The sequence below is a fragment of the Winogradskyella pacifica genome (assembly GCF_003386275.1).
Taxonomy (GTDB): Bacteria; Bacteroidota; Bacteroidia; order Flavobacteriales; family Flavobacteriaceae; genus Winogradskyella; species Winogradskyella pacifica.
The window spans coordinates 61942-80245 of the sequence record NZ_QREI01000006.1 but is presented as its reverse complement, the minus strand read 5'-3'; the positions used below and the strand labels follow the sequence as shown (position 1 = coordinate 80245).

General features: G+C 32.4%; 21 protein-coding genes. 16 read left to right on the top strand and 5 right to left on the bottom strand.

Annotation, left to right across the window (positions count from 1 at the left end):
• The first annotated feature begins 3 nt into the window (after positions 1-3).
• The 14 genes from rpsE (at position 4) to eno (ending at position 11924) form a co-directional block, all read left to right on the top strand.
• Positions 4-528, top strand: coding sequence for a 30S ribosomal protein S5 (gene rpsE, locus DFQ09_RS12970; protein WP_020897639.1), 525 nt, complete (start codon positions 4-6; stop codon positions 526-528).
• Positions 529-541: 13 nt separating this feature from the next.
• Positions 542-721 carry a 50S ribosomal protein L30 gene (rpmD, locus tag DFQ09_RS12965; RefSeq protein ID WP_020897638.1) on the top strand — a complete coding sequence of 60 codons (180 nt, stop codon included), beginning with the start codon at positions 542-544 and terminating at the stop codon, positions 719-721.
• Between the two features lie 15 nt (positions 722-736).
• The gene (gene rplO / locus DFQ09_RS12960) at positions 737-1189 is read left to right on the top strand and encodes a 50S ribosomal protein L15 (RefSeq protein ID WP_115811033.1); all 453 of its coding nucleotides are present in this window, start codon (positions 737-739) and stop codon (positions 1187-1189) included.
• A gap of 9 nt (positions 1190-1198) precedes the next feature.
• A complete protein-coding gene (gene secY / locus DFQ09_RS12955; RefSeq protein WP_115811031.1) occupies positions 1199-2563 on the top strand; it encodes a preprotein translocase subunit SecY in 1365 nt (454 codons plus the stop codon).
• A gap of 9 nt (positions 2564-2572) precedes the next feature.
• Positions 2573-2788 carry a translation initiation factor IF-1 gene (gene infA / locus DFQ09_RS12950; RefSeq protein WP_007094967.1) on the top strand — a complete coding sequence of 72 codons (216 nt, stop codon included), beginning with the start codon at positions 2573-2575 and terminating at the stop codon, positions 2786-2788.
• 4 nt (positions 2789-2792) lie between these two features.
• Positions 2793-2909 carry a type B 50S ribosomal protein L36 gene (gene ykgO, locus DFQ09_RS12945; protein WP_008269159.1) on the top strand — a complete coding sequence of 39 codons (117 nt, stop codon included), beginning with the start codon at positions 2793-2795 and terminating at the stop codon, positions 2907-2909.
• A gap of 2 nt (positions 2910-2911) precedes the next feature.
• Complete coding sequence (gene rpsM, locus DFQ09_RS12940) at positions 2912-3286, top strand: 30S ribosomal protein S13 (protein WP_115811029.1); 375 nt, start codon at positions 2912-2914, stop codon at positions 3284-3286.
• A 101-nt stretch (positions 3287-3387) separates the two neighbouring features.
• Positions 3388-3771, top strand: coding sequence for a 30S ribosomal protein S11 (gene rpsK / locus DFQ09_RS12935; protein ID WP_020897634.1), 384 nt, complete (start codon positions 3388-3390; stop codon positions 3769-3771).
• Positions 3772-3987: 216 nt separating this feature from the next.
• Positions 3988-4593, top strand: coding sequence for a 30S ribosomal protein S4 (rpsD, locus tag DFQ09_RS12930; RefSeq protein WP_115811292.1), 606 nt, complete (start codon positions 3988-3990; stop codon positions 4591-4593).
• A 94-nt stretch (positions 4594-4687) separates the two neighbouring features.
• A complete protein-coding gene (locus tag DFQ09_RS12925) occupies positions 4688-5680 on the top strand; it encodes a DNA-directed RNA polymerase subunit alpha (protein WP_020897632.1) in 993 nt (330 codons plus the stop codon).
• Between the two features lie 116 nt (positions 5681-5796).
• Complete coding sequence (gene rplQ, locus DFQ09_RS12920; RefSeq protein ID WP_020897631.1) at positions 5797-6273, top strand: 50S ribosomal protein L17; 477 nt, start codon at positions 5797-5799, stop codon at positions 6271-6273.
• Positions 6274-6633: 360 nt separating this feature from the next.
• Positions 6634-7737 (top strand): glutamine-hydrolyzing carbamoyl-phosphate synthase small subunit, encoded by a 1104-nt coding sequence (gene carA, locus DFQ09_RS12915; protein WP_115811027.1) that lies wholly within the window; start codon positions 6634-6636, stop codon positions 7735-7737.
• 212 nt (positions 7738-7949) lie between these two features.
• A complete protein-coding gene (locus tag DFQ09_RS12910) occupies positions 7950-10388 on the top strand; it encodes a hypothetical protein (RefSeq protein ID WP_115811025.1) in 2439 nt (812 codons plus the stop codon).
• A 240-nt stretch (positions 10389-10628) separates the two neighbouring features.
• Entirely contained in the window at positions 10629-11924 is a 1296-nt protein-coding gene (eno, locus tag DFQ09_RS12905; RefSeq protein ID WP_115811023.1) for a phosphopyruvate hydratase, read from the top strand.
• Between the two features lie 437 nt (positions 11925-12361).
• Here eno and DFQ09_RS12900 read toward each other — a convergent pair whose 3' ends face one another.
• Positions 12362-13120: a DUF481 domain-containing protein gene (locus DFQ09_RS12900; RefSeq protein ID WP_181897181.1), complete on the bottom strand. Its 759-nt coding sequence runs from the start codon at positions 13118-13120 to the stop codon at positions 12362-12364.
• Positions 13121-13294: 174 nt separating this feature from the next.
• Between DFQ09_RS12900 and DFQ09_RS12895 the strand changes: the two genes are divergently transcribed.
• Positions 13295-14581: a citrate synthase gene (locus DFQ09_RS12895; protein ID WP_115811019.1), complete on the top strand. Its 1287-nt coding sequence runs from the start codon at positions 13295-13297 to the stop codon at positions 14579-14581.
• A gap of 155 nt (positions 14582-14736) precedes the next feature.
• Complete coding sequence (locus DFQ09_RS12890) at positions 14737-15648, top strand: dimethylarginine dimethylaminohydrolase family protein (RefSeq protein ID WP_115811017.1); 912 nt, start codon at positions 14737-14739, stop codon at positions 15646-15648.
• A gap of 239 nt (positions 15649-15887) precedes the next feature.
• On the opposite strand, the gene DFQ09_RS12885 is transcribed toward DFQ09_RS12890, so the two are convergent.
• From DFQ09_RS12885 to DFQ09_RS12870, 4 genes are read right to left on the bottom strand one after another with little or no spacing between them, the layout of a single operon-like run.
• Positions 15888-16154, bottom strand: coding sequence for an acyl-CoA-binding protein (locus tag DFQ09_RS12885; RefSeq protein ID WP_115811015.1), 267 nt, complete (start codon positions 16152-16154; stop codon positions 15888-15890).
• A complete protein-coding gene (locus DFQ09_RS12880; RefSeq protein ID WP_115811013.1) occupies positions 16155-16808 on the bottom strand; it encodes a phosphatidylserine decarboxylase family protein in 654 nt (217 codons plus the stop codon). It lies immediately after the preceding gene.
• Between the two features lie 12 nt (positions 16809-16820).
• The gene (locus tag DFQ09_RS12875) at positions 16821-17636 is read right to left on the bottom strand and encodes a phosphatidate cytidylyltransferase (RefSeq protein WP_115811011.1); all 816 of its coding nucleotides are present in this window, start codon (positions 17634-17636) and stop codon (positions 16821-16823) included.
• Positions 17636-18244, bottom strand: a complete 609-nt coding sequence (locus DFQ09_RS12870; RefSeq protein ID WP_115811009.1) for an LUD domain-containing protein — start codon at positions 18242-18244, stop codon at positions 17636-17638. Before DFQ09_RS12870 ends, DFQ09_RS12875 begins: the two co-directional genes overlap by 1 nt.
• Positions 18245-18304: the final 60 nt, after the last annotated feature.

The window sequence follows — 18304 nt, the reverse complement described above, 5'->3', positions numbered from 1 at the left end:
ATTATGTATCAAAAATATAAAAACGCAGAGCTTGTTAAACCAAGCGGATTAGAATTAAAAGATCGCTTAGTTGGCGTTCAGCGTGTAACTAAAGTAACAAAAGGTGGTAGAGCATTTGGTTTTTCTGCAATTGTTGTTGTAGGTGACGAAACAAATGTTGTAGGACAAGGTTTAGGTAAGTCTAAAGATGTTGCTACTGCAATTGCTAAAGCTGTTGAAGATGCTAAGAAAAACTTAGTGAGAATTCCTATTCTTAAAGGAACTATTCCACATGAGCAAAAAGGTAAATACGGTGGAGCAAGAGTTAACATAATTCCAGCTGCACCTGGTACAGGAGTTATTGCAGGTGGTGCGGTAAGAGTTGTTCTTGAGGCAGTAGGTATACATGATGTATTATCTAAGTCGCAAGGATCTTCTAACCCTCACAATGTAGTAAAAGCAACTTTTGATGCTTTATTACAATTGAGAGATGCTAAATCTGTAGCTAAAGAGCGTGGTATTTCACTTGAAAAAGTATTTAACGGATAATCGATAGGATAAGATGGCAAAGATTAAAGTAAAGAAAGTAAAAAGCGCAATCAATCGTACTAAAAGACAAAAGCTTACATTAGCAGCTTTAGGTCTAAAGAAGATTGGTCAAGTTGTAGAGCACGACGCCACACCAAACATCCTTGGTATGGTTAAGAAAGTTGAACACTTAGTTTCTGTAGAGGAAGCTTAATAATATAACTTAAAAATGGATTTAAGTAATTTAAAACCTGCAGAAGGTTCAGTAAAAAATCAAGGAAAACGTATTGGACGTGGACAAGGATCTGGTAAAGGTGGTACTGCAACTCGTGGTCACAAAGGTGCAAAGTCTCGTTCAGGTTATTCTAAGAAATTAGGATTTGAAGGTGGTCAAATGCCTTTACAAAGACGTGTTCCTAAATTTGGATTTACAAATATTAACAGAATAGAATATCAAGGTATAAACTTAGATACTTTACAAAAGTTAATAGATGAAAAAGTAATCGAGGATAGTGTTAGTTTTGAATCTTTTGTAACTTTGGGATTAGCTGGTAAAAATGAGCTAGTTAAAATCTTAGGTAGAGGAGAGTTAAAATCAAAATTAACAGTAACTGCTCATAAATTTACTGCTACGGCAAAAGCTGCTATTGAAGCTGCTGGTGGTGAAGCTGTAACTTTATAAGATTATAGGATGAAAATAATAGAAACATTAAAAAACGTTTGGAAAATCACAGAACTTAAGGATAGAATTATTCTAACCTTAGGTCTGTTATTAGTGTATCGTTTTGGTGCTCAGGTAGTATTACCAGGTATTAATATTGATTCATTAGGTGGTTTACAAGCTGGTATGGATGGTGGTATATTAGGATTGTTAAATGCATTTACAGGTGGAGCATTCGCTAACGCCTCAGTATTTGCTTTAGGTATTATGCCTTACATTTCTGCTTCCATTGTTGTTCAATTAATGGGTATTGCGATTCCTTATTTACAAAAACTTCAGAAAGAAGGAGCTAGTGGTCAGAAGAAAATCACACAAATTACACGTTGGTTAACCATCGGTATTTGTATGGTACAAGCTCCAGGCTATTTAGCTAGTATTCCAGGATTATCAGGTTCCTCTTCAATGAGTGCTATGTTAGTACCTGGCTTTAGTGAAAATATATTCTACTTTTCTTCGGTAATTATTTTAGTAACAGGTTGTGTATTCGCAATGTGGTTAGGTGAAAAAATTACAGATAAAGGAATAGGGAATGGTATTTCATTACTAATTATGGTTGGAATCATTGCAACATTACCACAATCATTTATTCAAAATGCCGCGTCTCGTTTAGAAGGTGGTAACGGTGGATTTATGATGATCTTAATAGAAATGGTAATATGGTTCTTAATTATATTAGCATCAGTATTCTTAGTAATGGCAGTTAGAAAAATAGCTGTTCAATACGCAAGAAGGACTGCTTCTGGAGGTTATGAAAAGAATGTTTTCGGATCGCGTCAGTTTTTACCATTAAAATTAAACGCTTCTGGTGTAATGCCAATTATATTTGCTCAAGCTATTATGTTTGTTCCAAGTTTAATAGGTGGTTCTTCTTGGTTGAAGGATACAAGCACGGGAGTTTGGATGCAAACTAATTTTCAAGATATGTTTGGGTTTTGGTACAATCTAATATTTGCTTTATTAATTATAGTATTTACCTATTTTTATACGGCAATTACAGTACCGACAAACAAAATGGCAGATGATTTAAAACGTAGTGGTGGATTTATTCCAGGCATACGTCCGGGATCAGAAACCTCTGAGTATCTAGATAAAATTATGTCACAGATAACCTTACCAGGTTCTATATTTTTAGCTTTAGTTGCTGTTTTTCCAGCATTTGTTATGAAATTAATGAGCGTGCAACCGGGCTGGGCATTATTCTTTGGAGGAACATCACTATTAATTATGGTAGGTGTAGCTATTGATACTATGCAACAAATTAATTCTTATTTATTAAATAAGCATTATGATGGTTTGATGAAAACAGGTAAGAACAGAAAAGCGGTTGCGCAATAAGATTTAATTATGGCAAAACAAGCGGCAATAGAACAAGACGGTACAATTATAGAGGCATTATCTAATGCTATGTTTCGTGTTGAATTAGAAAATGGTCATATAGTGACTGCACATATCTCTGGTAAAATGCGTATGCATTATATTAAATTACTACCAGGAGATAAAGTGAAATTAGAAATGAGTCCTTACGATTTAACGAAGGCTCGCATAACATATAGATACTAATACGATGAAAGTTAGAGCATCAGTAAAGAAAAGAAGCGCAGACTGTAAGTTGGTGCGCAGAAAAGGTAGACTTTACGTCATTAACAAAAAGAATCCTAGATTCAAACAAAGACAAGGGTAATTATGGCAAGAATTGCAGGTGTAGACATACCAAAACAGAAAAGAGGAGTTATCTCTTTAACTTATATCTACGGAGTAGGTAGAAGTAGATCTAAAGAAATTTTAGCAGCAGCTAAAGTAGACGAAAACACTAAAGTTCAAGATTGGACTGACGATGAAATTGGAGCAATCCGTGAAACTGTTGGTACTTTTAAGATTGAAGGTGAATTACGTTCTGAAACACAAATGAACATTAAGCGATTAATGGATATTGGATGTTACAGAGGTATACGTCATAGAGTTGGACTTCCATTAAGAGGACAACGTACTAAGAATAACTCACGTACAAGAAAAGGAAGACGTAAAACAGTTGCTAACAAGAAGAAAGTAACTAAATAATAAATAGTCTTTAGTCTATTAGACGTTGGAAAGAATCTGTTTGAAATTTAACGGTTTAGGATTCTAGCGACTATAAACTAATACTAAAAGCTAAACATATAATGGCAAAAGCAAGTACTAAAAAACGTAAAGTTATAGTTGATGCAATAGGAGAAGCTCATATTACAGCATCTTTCAACAACATCATTATTTCTTTAACAAACAAAAAAGGTGACGTTATTTCTTGGTCATCAGCTGGTAAAATGGGCTTTAGAGGCTCTAAAAAGAATACACCTTACGCTGCGCAGTTAGCTGCAGAAGATGCGTCGGCAGTAGCTAAAGAAGCTGGTTTAAAGAAAGTAAAAGTATACGTTAAAGGACCTGGTAACGGTAGAGAATCTGCAATAAGATCTATACACAATGCTGGTATTGAAGTTTCAGAAATCATTGATGTAACTCCATTACCACATAACGGTTGTCGTCCACCAAAAAGACGTAGAGTTTAATCTGAATTCTATTCAGTTTTCTAATTATAACAGTTAGAAATACTTACTCAAATTTATTAATAAACTAATATCTCACATTTATGTGCTGATATTAGTTTATTTTGTATAAATTTGCAAACTGAAAAATATTAACAAGTATCAACAAGAGATCAACGATTTTTGAAGGATAAGATTAAGACCTTAATTCAATTATCACTCTTAAAAAAACAATTTAAAATGGCAAGATATACTGGTCCTAAAACTAAAATAGCTCGTAAATTTGGACAAGCTATCTTCGGAGACGACAAAGCCTTCGAAAAAAGAAATTATCCTCCAGGACAACACGGAAACGCTAGACGTCGTGGGAAAAAATCTGAATACTCAGTTCAGTTAATGGAAAAGCAAAAAGCTAAATATACTTATGGTATTTTAGAAAAGCAATTCAGAAACATGTTCAAAAGAGCAACGTCTGCAAAAGGAATTACAGGTGAAGTTTTACTTCAATTATGTGAGTCTCGTTTAGACAACGTTGTTTACAGAATGGGAATCTCTCCTTCTAGAAGTGGTGCAAGACAATTAGTATCTCACAGACATATCACAGTAAACGGTGAAAAGGTAAACATTCCTTCTTACCAATTAAAAGCTGGTGATGTTGTAGGTGTTAGAGAAAAGTCTAAATCATTAGAAGCAATACAAAATTCATTGTCTAATTCTAGCAATGTTTTTGAATGGATTACTTGGAATACAAGCACAATGGAAGGTACTTATGTTGCTGTTCCTGCAAGAATCCAGATTCCAGAACAAATCAACGAACAATTGATCGTTGAACTTTACTCTAAATAATAACTAATCATATTGGTATTTATCCAAAGGATTTATTTGTCTTCTTCATACTTATAAATCGCGCAACTAAATAACAATTAAAACGAAGAATAGTATGGCAATATTAAATTTTCAGAAACCAGATAAAGTAATCATGATTGATTCTACTGATTTCGAAGGTAAATTTGAATTTAGACCTTTAGAACCAGGATACGGATTAACTGTTGGTAATGCTTTAAGAAGAGTATTATTATCTTCTTTAGAAGGTTTTGCAATTACTTCTGTGAGAATAGAAGGTGTAGATCATGAGTTTTCTACAATTGCAGGTGTAGTAGAAGATGTTACTGAAATGATTTTGAACTTAAAGCAAGTTAACTTTAAGCGTCAAATTGATGAAGTTGATAACGAAACTGTTACAATTTCTATCTCAGGACAAAATCAAATTACAGCTGGTGATTTTCAGAAGTTTATTTCTGGGTTCCAAGTATTAAATACAGATTTAGTTATCTGTAACTTAGATCCTAAAGTAAACATCAATATGGAATTAACTATTGAAAAAGGAAGAGGTTACGTTCCTGCAGAAGAGAATAAGAAAGCTTCAGCAGCAATTGGAACCATCTTTACGGATTCAATTTTTACACCAATTCAGAATGTAAAATATGCTATCGAAAACTTCCGTGTTGAGCAAAAAACGGATTACGAAAAATTAGTTTTTGAAATTAGAACTGATGGCTCTATCAATCCTAAAGATGCTTTAACAGAAGCTGCTAAAATATTAATTCACCACTTCATGTTATTCTCTGATGAGCGTATCACTTTAGAAGCTGATGAAATTGCACAGACTGAAACTTATGATGAAGAATCACTTCACATGAGACAACTATTGAAAACTAAATTAGTTGATATGGATCTTTCTGTACGTGCTCTTAATTGTTTAAAAGCAGCAGAAGTAGATACTTTAGGAGACTTAGTATCATTCAATAAAAACGATTTAATGAAATTCAGAAACTTCGGTAAGAAGTCTTTAACTGAGCTAGAAGAACTAGTGAATGTAAAAGGTTTAAACTTCGGAATGGACTTAAGCAAATATAAATTAGATAAAGACTAAATATAGTTTGCCATTTCTGTTTTTATGGAAATGGCATTCATATTTTAAATAATTATTAATAATCATATTTTGCTCCTCAATAAAGAGTTTAGTAGCAAGATGAGAAAACAAAAGTCATGAGACACGGAAAAAAATTCAACCACTTAGGAAGACAAACAGCACACAGAAAGTCAATGTTAGCAAATATGGCTTGTTCTTTAATAGAGCACAAGCGTATTAACACTACCGTTGCAAAAGCGAAAGCTTTAAAGCAGTTTGTAGAGCCTATGATTACAAAATCTAAAACAGATACGACGCACAACAGACGTATTGTTATGGCTAAGCTAAGACAAACAGAAGTAGTTGCAGAATTGTTTAGAGATGTAGCGCCAAAGATTGGTGACCGTCCAGGTGGTTACACACGTATCATCAAATTAGGAAACAGATTAGGTGATAACGCTGATATGGCAATGATAGAATTAGTTGATTACAACGAAATCTACAACGCTGATAAAGCACCTAAGAAAACAACACGTAGAAGTAGAAGAGGTGGTAGTAAAGCTGCTGCAGCTCCAGCTACTGAATCTAAAGCTTCAAACGAAGAAGAAGAATAGTAAATATGCTAACGAAGGTTCAAGAAGATTTTCAATTCAATGTGAATAAAAAATTTACACTAGCTTTCGTATTATACAAATCTCGATTATCGAGTGTTAATAAGCATTAATAAATAAAAAGGATAGACTGTTTCAGTTTATCCTTTTTTTTTGGATTTTTGCAAAGTATAGAAGAATGATTTGGGCGTTACCCAACAAGTTTTTAAGAAAACTTATCCGGTCGCGCTTTCACTACTCGCTCTCTGCGAGGAGCTCAAACAAACCGTTCAATCACTAACGCAAACCACAGGTCTAAATAACCTACAATAAAACGAGTATAAACATCGATTTAATAGCAATAAACGACTCAACGCAACAACAATGAAATACAAACAAAGAAAAAAAGCCCTTATTCTTTTAGCAGACGGAACAATTTTTCATGGTAAGTCCATAGGAAAAGAAGGTTCTGCTTTTGGTGAAGTTTGTTTTAATACTGGTACAACCGGTTATCAAGAAATATTTACGGATCCTTCTTATTACGGTCAACTTATGGTAACCACCAATGCACACATTGGTAATTACGGTACAAAAGCCGAAGAAGTTGAGTCTGATGATGTTAAAATAGCAGGATTAATTTGTAAGAATTTTAGTTTTAATTATTCAAGACCAGCAGCAGATGCGTCCTTAGAAGAATTTTTTGAAAAGCATAATACCTTAGCCATTGCAGATGTAGATACAAGAGCATTAGTAAGCTACATTAGAGATAATGGTGCCATGAATGCTGTAATTACTACTGAGGTCGATAATATAGAAGCTCTTAAAAAGCAATTAGCAGAATTCCCTTCAATGAAAGGTTTAGAATTGGCATCAAAGGTGTCAACTAAAGAACCTTACTTCGTTGGTGATGAAAACGCAACATATAAGATTGCAGCTTTAGATATCGGTATTAAAAAGAATATTCTTAGAAACCTGGCTAAGCGAGATGCTTACATAAAAGTGTTTCCATATAATGCAAAATTTGAAGACTTAGAAGCTTTTAATCCAGATGGCTATTTCTTATCTAACGGACCTGGTGATCCAGAACCGTTATCTGATGCTATCAATTTGGCTAAAGAGATTATTGCAAATAACAAACCCTTATTCGGAATTTGCCTAGGACATCAAGTCATTGCTTTGGCCAATGGCATTTCAACTTATAAAATGCACAATGGTCACAGAGGTATCAATCACCCTGTAAAAAATTTAGTCACAGGTAAAGGTGAAATCACCTCTCAAAATCACGGATTTGCTATCAATAGAGAAGAAACTGAAGCTAATGCTAATGTGGAAATAACACATGTGCATTTGAATGATCATACGGTTGCGGGTATCAAACTAAAAGACAAAAACTGTTTTTCAGTTCAGTATCATCCTGAAGCAAGTCCTGGACCAAATGACTCCTTGTATTTGTTTGACCAGTTTATAGAGAATATTAAAAATAATTAAAACAATTTCATTTTCTAAAATAGACAACGCAATAAAATTTGATTTTTATTGCGTTTTTTAGTTACTACATACTAACAGTAAAAAGTATTTCGTTTATTCTTATATCTAGAAATAAATATCTTATTTAGAAGTAGATTTAAAATGTTAAATATCAGTTTTTATGATGATTATAATTTTTAAAAACGCTATATTTAATACTGATACTCAAACTTATGGCTAAATTTTATACGACGTTTCTTCTGTTTTTTGGCACACTAATCATCGCGCAAAGTCCAACGAACTCTGCGGATAATCAACTATTTGAAAAGTACGAGTCGTATTTTGAATTGCCAAGAGAATCCATTTTTGTACATCTTAATAAAACATCGTTTATTGTTGGCGAAAGTGTGTGGTTTAAATCCTATGTTTTTGACAGACACAACAGTTTACGGTCTAAAAAAACAACCAATGTAAACGTTGGCATTTATGATGAAAACGGGGTACTCATAAAAAATTATTTGTGGTTCTGCTATGGTGGATCAGGAAAAGGTAATATTCAAATTGATTCCACATTTAAAACAGGTGAATATTATATAAAAGCCTCTACGAATTGGATGAAGAATTTTGAAGAAAATGATGCCTTCATTCAAAAAATAAGAGTCATAAGTAACGACTTACAAGAGCATAAACCAGACGTTATAAATACGGAATATGATATGCAGTTTTTACCCGAAGGAGGTCACTTAATTACTGATGTTAATAATAACGTAGGTTTTAAAATTATTGATAATAAAGGTCAAGGTGTTAAAGTTATAGGAACTATTTATGACGATTCCGATGTGGAGATTACCTCCTTTAAGAGTAATACTTTTGGAATTGGTAGTTTTTTATTTAATCCTCAAAAAGGAAAGCAATATGTAGCAAAAATAACAACAAGTAATAGTAGGGAAATCACTCAAGATATTACTAACATAGAGCCTACAGGAATTGCAATTAAAGTAAATAGTCAACATCCAGAAAAGGTTTATGTTACGGTAAGTACCAATAAGGAAACGCTGAAATCTATTAAGGACAAAACTTATAGATTGTTGTTACATAAAAATGGTGAATTAAAATCTTTACCATTTTCATTTCAGGATAAAATAACTCAGGTTTTTGAGTATTCCAAATCCGATTTATTTAAAGGGGTTAATACGTTTACTGTTTTTGATGAAAATAACACACCATTATTAGAGCGTTTAATTTATATTAATAAGAGTATTGACGATGGTAATGAGATTTTAATAAGTGCTCTCAATTTAGCTGAAGACTCTGTAGCTGTTTCAATATCCACAGCATTAAACAAAACATCAGGGGAATTTAAAGAATATACCGATTTAAGTATTTCAGTTTTACCTGAAAGCACTGTGGGTTATGATCCTGATCATAATATTATATCTGCAAATAGACTAAAACCGTATGTAAAAGGCTATGTAGAGAAGGCTAGTTATTATTTTACAGATATCACGATGAAAAAAGAGTTTGAGTTAGATTTATTACTGTTAACTCAAGGTTGGAGCAGATACAATTGGCATTCTATTTTTAATAATGCGCCCAAGGCCTTATATGAATTTGAAAACGGTGTGGTTTTAGAGGGGAAAATACATTCTTCAGAAGAAATAACTAAAATACGAATTCAAGAACCCAAGCTTATTGGATATAATTGGACTACAGTAAATGTAAAAGAAAATAATAATTTTAGAGTAGATAATTTTTTCGTGATAAAAGATGAAGCTATAAGAGTTTCTTATGTGGATAAAGAAGGAAAATTGATTAAACCGAAAATTTATCTTAATGCGAAATTGAATGCTTTCAACGATTATATTTCAAATGAAGATTTAAAATATAATAATTCAATATTTAAAAAATCGGAATTTATAAGTAAAAGCTCTTTCGAAAGTTTCTTCTATAATGATATGATAGAATTAGATGAAGTTCTGCTGGAGCCTAAGTCTAAAGCGCCTGAGAAAAAACTTAATTCTTTTGGTATAAAAATGAATTTGTTATCAGGGAAAGATAATTTTATTCAAGTAACGGAAAGTTTTGTTAGAAGCTTTCCTAAAATTTTAGACTACATACATACTCAGGGTTACCAGGTATCGCGAGCGTCACAGACAGGTGGAGTTGATATTATTAATCTTAAGCCTATTACTTTTAAAGCTAGTAGATCTCCAGCGGTTTTTTTAGACGATGTACAATTGACGGACTTTGATTTATTGCTCAATATGTCAACAGCAGATTTTGAAGGAATAAATGTTGATAAAACGGGTTTTGGAACAGGAATGATAGGAGCAAACGGAGTTATTAGATTATATACTCGTAGAACTTCCTTTGAAGGCATTACAAAAAAAAATGATGAATTTGCTTTTACAAGATTAGCGAATAACGGCTTTACCGAATCCAAGAGTTTTTATGCACCAAAATATAAAAGTTATCGCTCAGATATTTTTAAATACTATGGCGTTATAGCTTGGTTTCCAGATGTTTTTGTCGGAGGTGATAAATCTCAGATATTAAAATTTCCTGACACAAAAAGTGATATTATTAATTTTTATATTGAAGGTTATGATTCTCAAGGGGAATTTGTATCACAAATTTCGACACTAAATTTAAAGACTTCATTAAAAGAGTAATCGCTCATTTCGAAACGAAATAGAATAATATTTCATTTTAAATATTTTATTACTTTACCAAAAACGCAATAAAACACCCTTTTTATTGCGTTTTTTTAGTTACGAAATCATTATCGTTAGTATTAATCATAAATATGATTTTTGTTCTGTTTTAAGCTGTAGATTTTCGTAAATTTGGGTAACCTAAAGGGCTCACATGCAACTTTAAGGTTTAAAATTGTTAACTAAAAAAAATATATAATGAGCATTATAATTAATGTACACGCAAGACAAATTTTAGATTCCAGAGGAAATCCTACAGTAGAAGTTGACGTTACTACAGAAAATGGTATCATGGGAAGAGCAGCTGTACCATCTGGTGCATCTACTGGTGAGCATGAAGCTGTTGAGTTAAGAGATGGTGGAGATACTTACATGGGTAAGGGAGTTTTAAAAGCCGTTGAAAATGTGAATTCTACAATTGCTCAAGAATTATTAGGTGTTTCTGTTTTCGAACAAAATGCTATCGATCAAATGATGATTGAATTAGATGGTACTCCAAACAAATCAAAATTAGGTGCTAATGCAATTTTAGGAGTGTCTCTAGCGGTTGCTAAAGCGGCTGCTAACGAATTGGGTATGCCATTATACAGATATGTTGGTGGAGTTTCTGCAAATACATTACCATTACCAATGATGAATATCATTAATGGTGGTTCTCATAGTGATGCACCTATTGCATTTCAAGAATTTATGGTAATGCCTGTAAAAGCTAAAAACTTTACACATGCCATGCAAATGGGAACTGAGATTTTCCATAATCTTAAAAAAGTATTACACGATAGAGGTTTAAGTACGGCAGTTGGTGATGAAGGTGGTTTTGCACCTAACTTAGCTGGCGGAACTGAAGATGCTTTAGACACAATTAAATTAGCGGTAGAAAAAGCAGGTTATACCTTCGGAGAAGACATCATGTTGGCACTAGATTGTGCTGCAGCTGAATTTTTTGTAGATGGAAAATACGATTATAAGAAATTTGAAGGTGATTCTGGAGTGATTAGAACAAGTAAAGAGCAGGCTGATTATTTAGCTGAACTTTCTGAAAAATATCCTATCATTTCAATTGAGGATGGTATGGATGAAAACGATTGGGATGGATGGAAATACCTTACTGAAAGAATTGGAGATAAGGTACAATTAGTTGGTGACGATTTATACGTAACTAACGTAGAGCGTTTATCTCGCGGTATAGAAAATGGGATTGCTAACTCTATTTTAATTAAAGTAAACCAAATTGGTACGTTAACTGAAACTATTGCAGCTGTAAACATGGCACATAACGCAGGTTATACATCTGTAATGTCTCATAGATCTGGTGAAACAGAAGATAATACTATTGCAGATTTAGCCGTAGCATTAAACTGTGGACAAATTAAAACAGGTTCTGCGTCTCGTAGTGATCGTATGGCAAAATACAATCAATTATTACGTATTGAAGAAGAATTAGGAAGTGTTGCTTATTTTCCTGGAGCGAATGCTTTTAAAGTGAAAGCTTAATTAAAATAGTTTTTTGTAAAAGATTGTCACATTGAGCGCAGTCGAAATGCATTAGATTCGGTATTACTATTTTATCTATTGTACTCAAAGAAACTAACAGTTACATATACTATAAATGCAAAACCATCTAAAAGATTAAATTTTAGATGGTTTTTTTATGCCCCAGATTTAATAAAATTACAATAAGTTTTGTGCACTAATAAAGCGAGATAAGTAGAATAACCATTTTAAACCATTAAACCATTAAACCATTAAACCATTAAACCATTAAACCATTAAACCATTAAACCATTAAACCGTTACACCTTTATTATTATTATTATTATTATTATTAGGTAAAATGTATTAGTTTTCTACTATGTCCATTTATTTCATTAGTTAGTTACAATGGAGTCTATGTTCTTGTTTCTAAAAGCGTAGCGCTCTTATATCTTATTTCAATCAAATGTATAAACAATCCCATTAGTCAACTCATATTGCGTTTTAGGAATACCAAGAATAGGACTAGCATCAAAATTATAGGTGAATGAGGTTTTAAAAAGTAAATTCTTTAAGACTTTAATACCTAGAGACGTTTGATTCGAAATCCTAAAATCTGAGAACTGTTTCAATAGTGGCTGGTAATATGTAGTGCTCACTATAGATATATTTTCTAGAGGATATAAGCTACTAGAAAAATAGATACTACCTCTAAAATCTCTTAGAATCTCAATACTTTGATCCGAGGATTCTTCGTGTTCAAACATTAATAGTGTTCCTAAATAAAACCTGTAATTGTCATTTTTAGAGAGTTTAAATCGTGGTCCAACACCTAATAATCCTCTAAACTTTATATCGGAAATAGCATCGTACTGACTTTGCGCAAAGATTTCAAGCTTTAAACGTTCTGTAATTTTCCTATTATATCTGATATGCTGAATGCCTTTGTTCACAAAAGAATTGTCTTCAATTTGCTCAAGCTTTAAATCATTAATAAAAAGATAAAGGTTTCTTCCGGTATTATATTGAAGCCTCAAATTGTTGGTGACTTTAAAAATAGACTGTGTGTTCTTAATAAGTCCAATATCTAAACTTGCAGCACCAGACCATTTCGAAGTATCAGAAACACGTCTTAAGGATTCTACATTCACAATTTGCGAATACATAGAATTAACACTAAATAATAAGAAAAAAAGAGGAAGGATAAAATGTTTCATATTCAAAATAAAGGTCAAAAATAATACCATTTTGTGCATTTCAATTCGCTATAATCATAGTAATTTAATAGAACAGCTTGAAATTGTTAAAACCATTATAAATCTGCTTTAGAAATCGTTTGATATTTTGTAAATTTACAATCCTTATAATTTATTAAAATCCGAAAAGAAAATATGTCAGATAAAGCTACATTAGAAATTAATGGCGAAAAGTATGAGTTCCCTATTATAACTGGAACAGAGAAAGAAGTCGCTATTGATATAAAAAGTTTAAGAGGTTCAACAGGTGGTGTTATTACCTTAGATCCAGGCTATAAAAATACAGGAAGTTGTGAAAGTGCTATTACATTTCTAGATGGTGAAAAAGGAATTTTAAGATATAGAGGGTATTCTATTGAAGAATTAGCTGAAGAAGCTAGTTTTTTAGAAGTCGTTTTTCTTCTTATTTTCGGTGAATTACCAACCAAAGAAGAATTAACAAAATTTGATACTGATATTAAAGCACATTCAGTTGTTGATGATGATATCAAAAAGATTTTAGATGCATTTCCAAAATCAGCACACCCAATGGGAGTGTTATCTTCATTAACTAGTGCGCTTACTGCATTCTATCCATCTACAGTAGATGTTAGTTCTGAAGAAGAAATGTATAAAGCTATTGTTAGAATTTTAGCTAAATTCCCTGTTTTAGTGGCTTGGACATTGCGTAAAAAGAATGGTCTTCCATTAGATTACGGAGATAATAAATTAGGTTACGTAGAGAATTTATTAAAAATGATGTTTAAGAGCCCAAGTGGCGATTACGAACAAAATCCAATTTTAGTAAATGCTTTAGATAAACTCTTAATTTTACATGCAGATCACGAACAGAATTGTTCTACATCCACAGTAAGAATAGCAGGTTCTTCTCATGCAGGTTTATTTGTATCACTTGCCTCTGGTATTTCTGCGCTTTGGGGACCACTTCATGGTGGTGCTAACCAAGCGGTTTTAGAAATGCTTGAAGCTATTAGAGCTGATGGTGGAGATACTAAAAAGTATATGGCTAAAGCTAAAGACAAAAATGATCCTTTCCGTTTAATGGGCTTTGGTCACAGAGTCTATAAAAACTTTGATCCTAGAGCACTTATTATTAAGCAAGCAGCGGATGAAGTTTTAGCAGATTTAGGAATTGATGATCCTATCTTAGATATCGCAAAAGGCTTAGCAAAAGAAGCCTTAGAAGATCCGTACTTTGTGGATAGAAAACTATATCCAAATGTAGATTTCTACTCTGGTATTATTTATAGAGCTATGGGAATTCCGGTAGAAATGTTTACTGTAATGTTTGCTATGGGGCGTTTACCAGGTTGGATTGCTCAGTGGAAAGAAATGCGTATGCGTAACGAGCCTATTGGTCGTCCGAGACAATTATACATAGGAGAAACTCATAGAGACTTTAAGTCTATTGATAAAAGATAATTCTTTGAATTAATAAATAAAAGCTTCATAGATATTTATGGAGCTTTTTCTGTTTTTAGTCATTTGGAATAGTCATAAAAAAGCAGTCGAGTTATACTAATAATGTTATAATCAGACTGTAATAAATGACCATTGAAAAGCATAAAAAGTAACATATGAAACTTAATATACAAAACGAAACTTCACGCCTTAGATCTGTTATTTTAGGTACAGCCGAAAGTATTGGTTCTATTCCATCTATTGAAGAAGCTTACGACCCCAAATCTATTCTGCACATTAAGGCAGGCACGTATCCTAAAGAAAGTGATATGCATAAAGAAATGGATGCGGTTGCTAAAGTGTTTGAAAAATATGATATTAAAGTTTATAGACCTGAGGTCATCAAGGACTACAACCAAATCTTTTCTAGAGATATAGCTTTCGTAATCGAAGATAAATTGATAAAAGCTAATATATTACCAGATCGCGAGAGAGAGTACGAAGCAATCCATCATGTAATTGAAGAAATAGGGGAAGAGAACATTATCATTCTTCCAGAAGAGTGCCATGTTGAAGGTGGTGATGTAATGCCATGGAATGATTTTGTGTTTATAGGAACCTATTCAGGTGAAGACTATTCAGACTATATTACTGCGAGGACTAATATGGATGCTGTAATTGCTATACAGGAATTGTTTCCGCATAAAACAGTGAAAGCATTTGAACTTCGTAAGTCAAATACAGATCCTAAAGAAAATGCGCTTCATTTAGATTGTTGTTTTCAACCCATAGGAAAAGATAAAGCGATACTTCATAAAAATGGATTCTTAATTGAAAGGGAATATGAATGGTTGCTGAATTTCTTCGGGAAAGAGAATGTCTTCGAAATCACAAAAGAGGAAATGTATAGTATGAATAGTAATATATTTTCAATTTCTGAAGATGTTATTATTTCGGAAAAAAACTTTACCAGACTAAATACTTGGCTACGAGAAAATGGTTTTACCGTAGAAGAAGTTCCTTATACAGAGATTGCGAAACAAGAAGGTTTACTAAGGTGTTCTACACTGCCGTTGGTGAGGGATTGATTTTGTTGTGTTTTTTGAATCAAGAATCAAGAATCAAGAATCAAGAGTTAAGAAGAAAGAACAAAGACGTAAGACAGTAAAAGACGTAATACGTATTACTATTTATAGTTTTGAGTAGCTAACTTTGATTGAGTAAAATTGAGTGTTTTTTCGCTTGGGCGCTGTTTTTATTAAAATAAAAACTTAAATCATAAAACGCTCATGTCTAACAGTAAAGCGGTTTAAGTCTTTTATATTCGTTACTTACGATATAAAAAATAGTTGGTAACAAGATTGATATACTCTTGTTTCGCTTCATCTTTAGAAATATCTTTTATTTGAAATAAAGCATTTGCCTTAAACGCATTAATTATGGGTTTACGACTGCTTGGTCGATCATAATTATTGGTTGCTTTTTTAAAATAAGCGTAGAGGCGAAGTAAAAAATCCGCGGGAAACGGTTCTGTATGGTCGTTTACACGATCTACAGCATCTTTAAATTCTATGTCTAATTCTTTGGAAGTCATTTATTTCATTTCTGCAATGATACTTTCACCACCGCGAACTTTTTGATTAAGTTCTACTTTAATATCAGCATCTAAAGGTAAGAATAAATCAACACGCGAGCCAAATTTTATAAATCCAGAATCAGTTCCTTGTTCTATTTTAGTATCAACCTTAGCATAGTTAACAATACGTTTCGCTAATGCACCGGCAATTTGTCTGTATAAAACTTTACCAAAATGGTCATTTTCAACGACTACAGTAGTACGCTCATTCTCTTCACTTGCTTTTGGATGCCAAGCCACTAAGAACTTCCCTGGATGATACTTGCTAAAAGTCACATTTCCAGAAATTGGGTAACGTGTAACATGTACATTGATAGGAGACATAAATACTGAAACTTGAATACGCTTATCTTTAAAAACCTCATTTTCTTCAACTTCTTCGATAACCACCACTTTACCATCTACAGGAGATAAAGCTTGTTTTTCGTTAGAATGCGTGTTGCGCTTAGGGTTTCTAAAGAACTGTAAAATAAGAATAAAGAATACTAAAATGGCTAGCATCAATCCTTTTCTTAACCATTCATTAATAATGAATTCATCAATTAAAAAAAATGAACCGACAACTATTACTAGTGTAATAAATATAATTTTATGGCCTTCTTTGTGAAACATAGTTTTAATTGCTTAAAAGTGTATAATTCTTAAAAATAAATATATAAATGGTGCCGCAAAGATAATACTATCTAGTCGATCTAAAAGCCCTCCATGTCCTGGCATTATTACTCCGCTATCTTTAACACCAGCTTGCCGTTTAAATTTAGATTCTATTAAATCACCAAATGTACCAAAAACACTAACGATAATGGCTAATATTAACCATGGTGTAAACGTAAGCGTTTCTGAGTAAGAAGCAATAAAATAACTAGAAATACAGGCAAAAAATAAACCACCTAAGAAACCTTCAACTGTTTTTTTCGGTGATATACTCGGGAATAATTTCTGTTTACCAAAATTCTTTCCAACAATGTATGCTGCACTATCATTAACCCATATGAGTATAAATCCGCCTAGTAATAAAAGTGGTGTAAATTCATTGTGGTAGTTGGCAATGAGTAACATAAACACAAAACCACTAGCCAAATAAAATGCAGCTACAATATAACGCTTAGATTCAAAAAGAGGAATCCGTTTTGAGGCAAATAAATCCTTGATTAAAATAAGGTTGACAAATATGGTAATTACTAATAGAATTTGAATGGCTTCATCGCTCATTAAATTTGTTGACTTATTGACACTTAAATACCAAAAGCCTCCATATAAAATAAGAAATACGAGATATTGCATAAAAGATTTAAGCTTTATAAGGCGGCTTAATTCTGTTAAACAGATGATACCAAACACTCCAATTAAAATAACAGAAGCTATTTGTGAGTAAAGTGAACCTATTAGAAGTAAAACATATATAGCACCAGAAATGGCTCTTATGGCTAGTTCTTTCATTATAAGTCTTCTAATAAAAGTAGGTATAGGTTTTTTGAACTACTTCCGTAAGTTAGAAAGTCTTTATCGTCAGCTGTTTTAAAATGCTTTATTGTAGTGATGTTTGTTGGTATTTTGGTTTTACTTTTAGCCTTAATACCTTTTAAACCTTCTCCAATTGTTTCTACAAACTGACTAGTTGTAGCATAGATTATAAAATGATCTGGTAATTCTATTAATTTTTTTTCAGCAATTTGATTTGAAGAAATCAATAATGAGCCATCGTCAGAAATTAAATACTCACAAGTAGATAAAAAATAAGCACTTTCTGAGAGTTTTGTACTACTATTAAGGTTAAAATCTTTAAATAATTCTGTTAGACGTTGATCTATTAGAAAAACTTTATCATTATGCCAATTATTCTCCTCTAAGATAGAATTAAAACTTTCCTTTACCTCTTCAAGATTTTCACAATATAAAAACTTACCACCATTGCGTTTGAAGTTAATTGTAAAACGTTCATCTACAGGTAACTTTACTTCTGGCATATATTTGCCACGTTCATGATTTGGTATGTTTTCTTCAGTTTGATCAGATTTTTTTCCGAAGAATTTACGAAATAAGCTCATTCAATAATTGCGATTAATCCTTATATAGGTGTAATTCTCAAATATAAAAAAACTTAAATT

Coding starts and splice junctions, on each gene's coding strand:
- rplO (WP_115811033.1), top strand. CDS start 737: ATGGATTTAAGTAATTTAAAACCTGCAGAAGGTTCAGTAAAAAATCAA.
- DFQ09_RS12885 (WP_115811015.1), bottom strand. CDS start 16,154: ATGACTTCCAAAGAATTAGACATAGAATTTAAAGATGCTGTAGATCGT.
- DFQ09_RS12870 (WP_115811009.1), bottom strand. CDS start 18,244: ATGAGCTTATTTCGTAAATTCTTCGGAAAAAAATCTGATCAAACTGAA.
- rpsD (WP_115811292.1), top strand. CDS start 3,988: ATGGCAAGATATACTGGTCCTAAAACTAAAATAGCTCGTAAATTTGGA.
- ykgO (WP_008269159.1), top strand. CDS start 2,793: ATGAAAGTTAGAGCATCAGTAAAGAAAAGAAGCGCAGACTGTAAGTTG.
- DFQ09_RS12895 (WP_115811019.1), top strand. CDS start 13,295: ATGTCAGATAAAGCTACATTAGAAATTAATGGCGAAAAGTATGAGTTC.
- rpsE (WP_020897639.1), top strand. CDS start 4: ATGTATCAAAAATATAAAAACGCAGAGCTTGTTAAACCAAGCGGATTA.
- infA (WP_007094967.1), top strand. CDS start 2,573: ATGGCAAAACAAGCGGCAATAGAACAAGACGGTACAATTATAGAGGCA.
- carA (WP_115811027.1), top strand. CDS start 6,634: ATGAAATACAAACAAAGAAAAAAAGCCCTTATTCTTTTAGCAGACGGA.
- eno (WP_115811023.1), top strand. CDS start 10,629: ATGAGCATTATAATTAATGTACACGCAAGACAAATTTTAGATTCCAGA.
- DFQ09_RS12880 (WP_115811013.1), bottom strand. CDS start 16,808: ATGTTTCACAAAGAAGGCCATAAAATTATATTTATTACACTAGTAATA.
- rplQ (WP_020897631.1), top strand. CDS start 5,797: ATGAGACACGGAAAAAAATTCAACCACTTAGGAAGACAAACAGCACAC.
- rpsK (WP_020897634.1), top strand. CDS start 3,388: ATGGCAAAAGCAAGTACTAAAAAACGTAAAGTTATAGTTGATGCAATA.
- DFQ09_RS12890 (WP_115811017.1), top strand. CDS start 14,737: ATGAAACTTAATATACAAAACGAAACTTCACGCCTTAGATCTGTTATT.
- DFQ09_RS12875 (WP_115811011.1), bottom strand. CDS start 17,636: ATGAAAGAACTAGCCATAAGAGCCATTTCTGGTGCTATATATGTTTTA.
- DFQ09_RS12925 (WP_020897632.1), top strand. CDS start 4,688: ATGGCAATATTAAATTTTCAGAAACCAGATAAAGTAATCATGATTGAT.
- DFQ09_RS12900 (WP_181897181.1), bottom strand. CDS start 13,120: ATGAAACATTTTATCCTTCCTCTTTTTTTCTTATTATTTAGTGTTAAT.
- secY (WP_115811031.1), top strand. CDS start 1,199: ATGAAAATAATAGAAACATTAAAAAACGTTTGGAAAATCACAGAACTT.
- DFQ09_RS12910 (WP_115811025.1), top strand. CDS start 7,950: ATGGCTAAATTTTATACGACGTTTCTTCTGTTTTTTGGCACACTAATC.
- rpsM (WP_115811029.1), top strand. CDS start 2,912: ATGGCAAGAATTGCAGGTGTAGACATACCAAAACAGAAAAGAGGAGTT.
- rpmD (WP_020897638.1), top strand. CDS start 542: ATGGCAAAGATTAAAGTAAAGAAAGTAAAAAGCGCAATCAATCGTACT.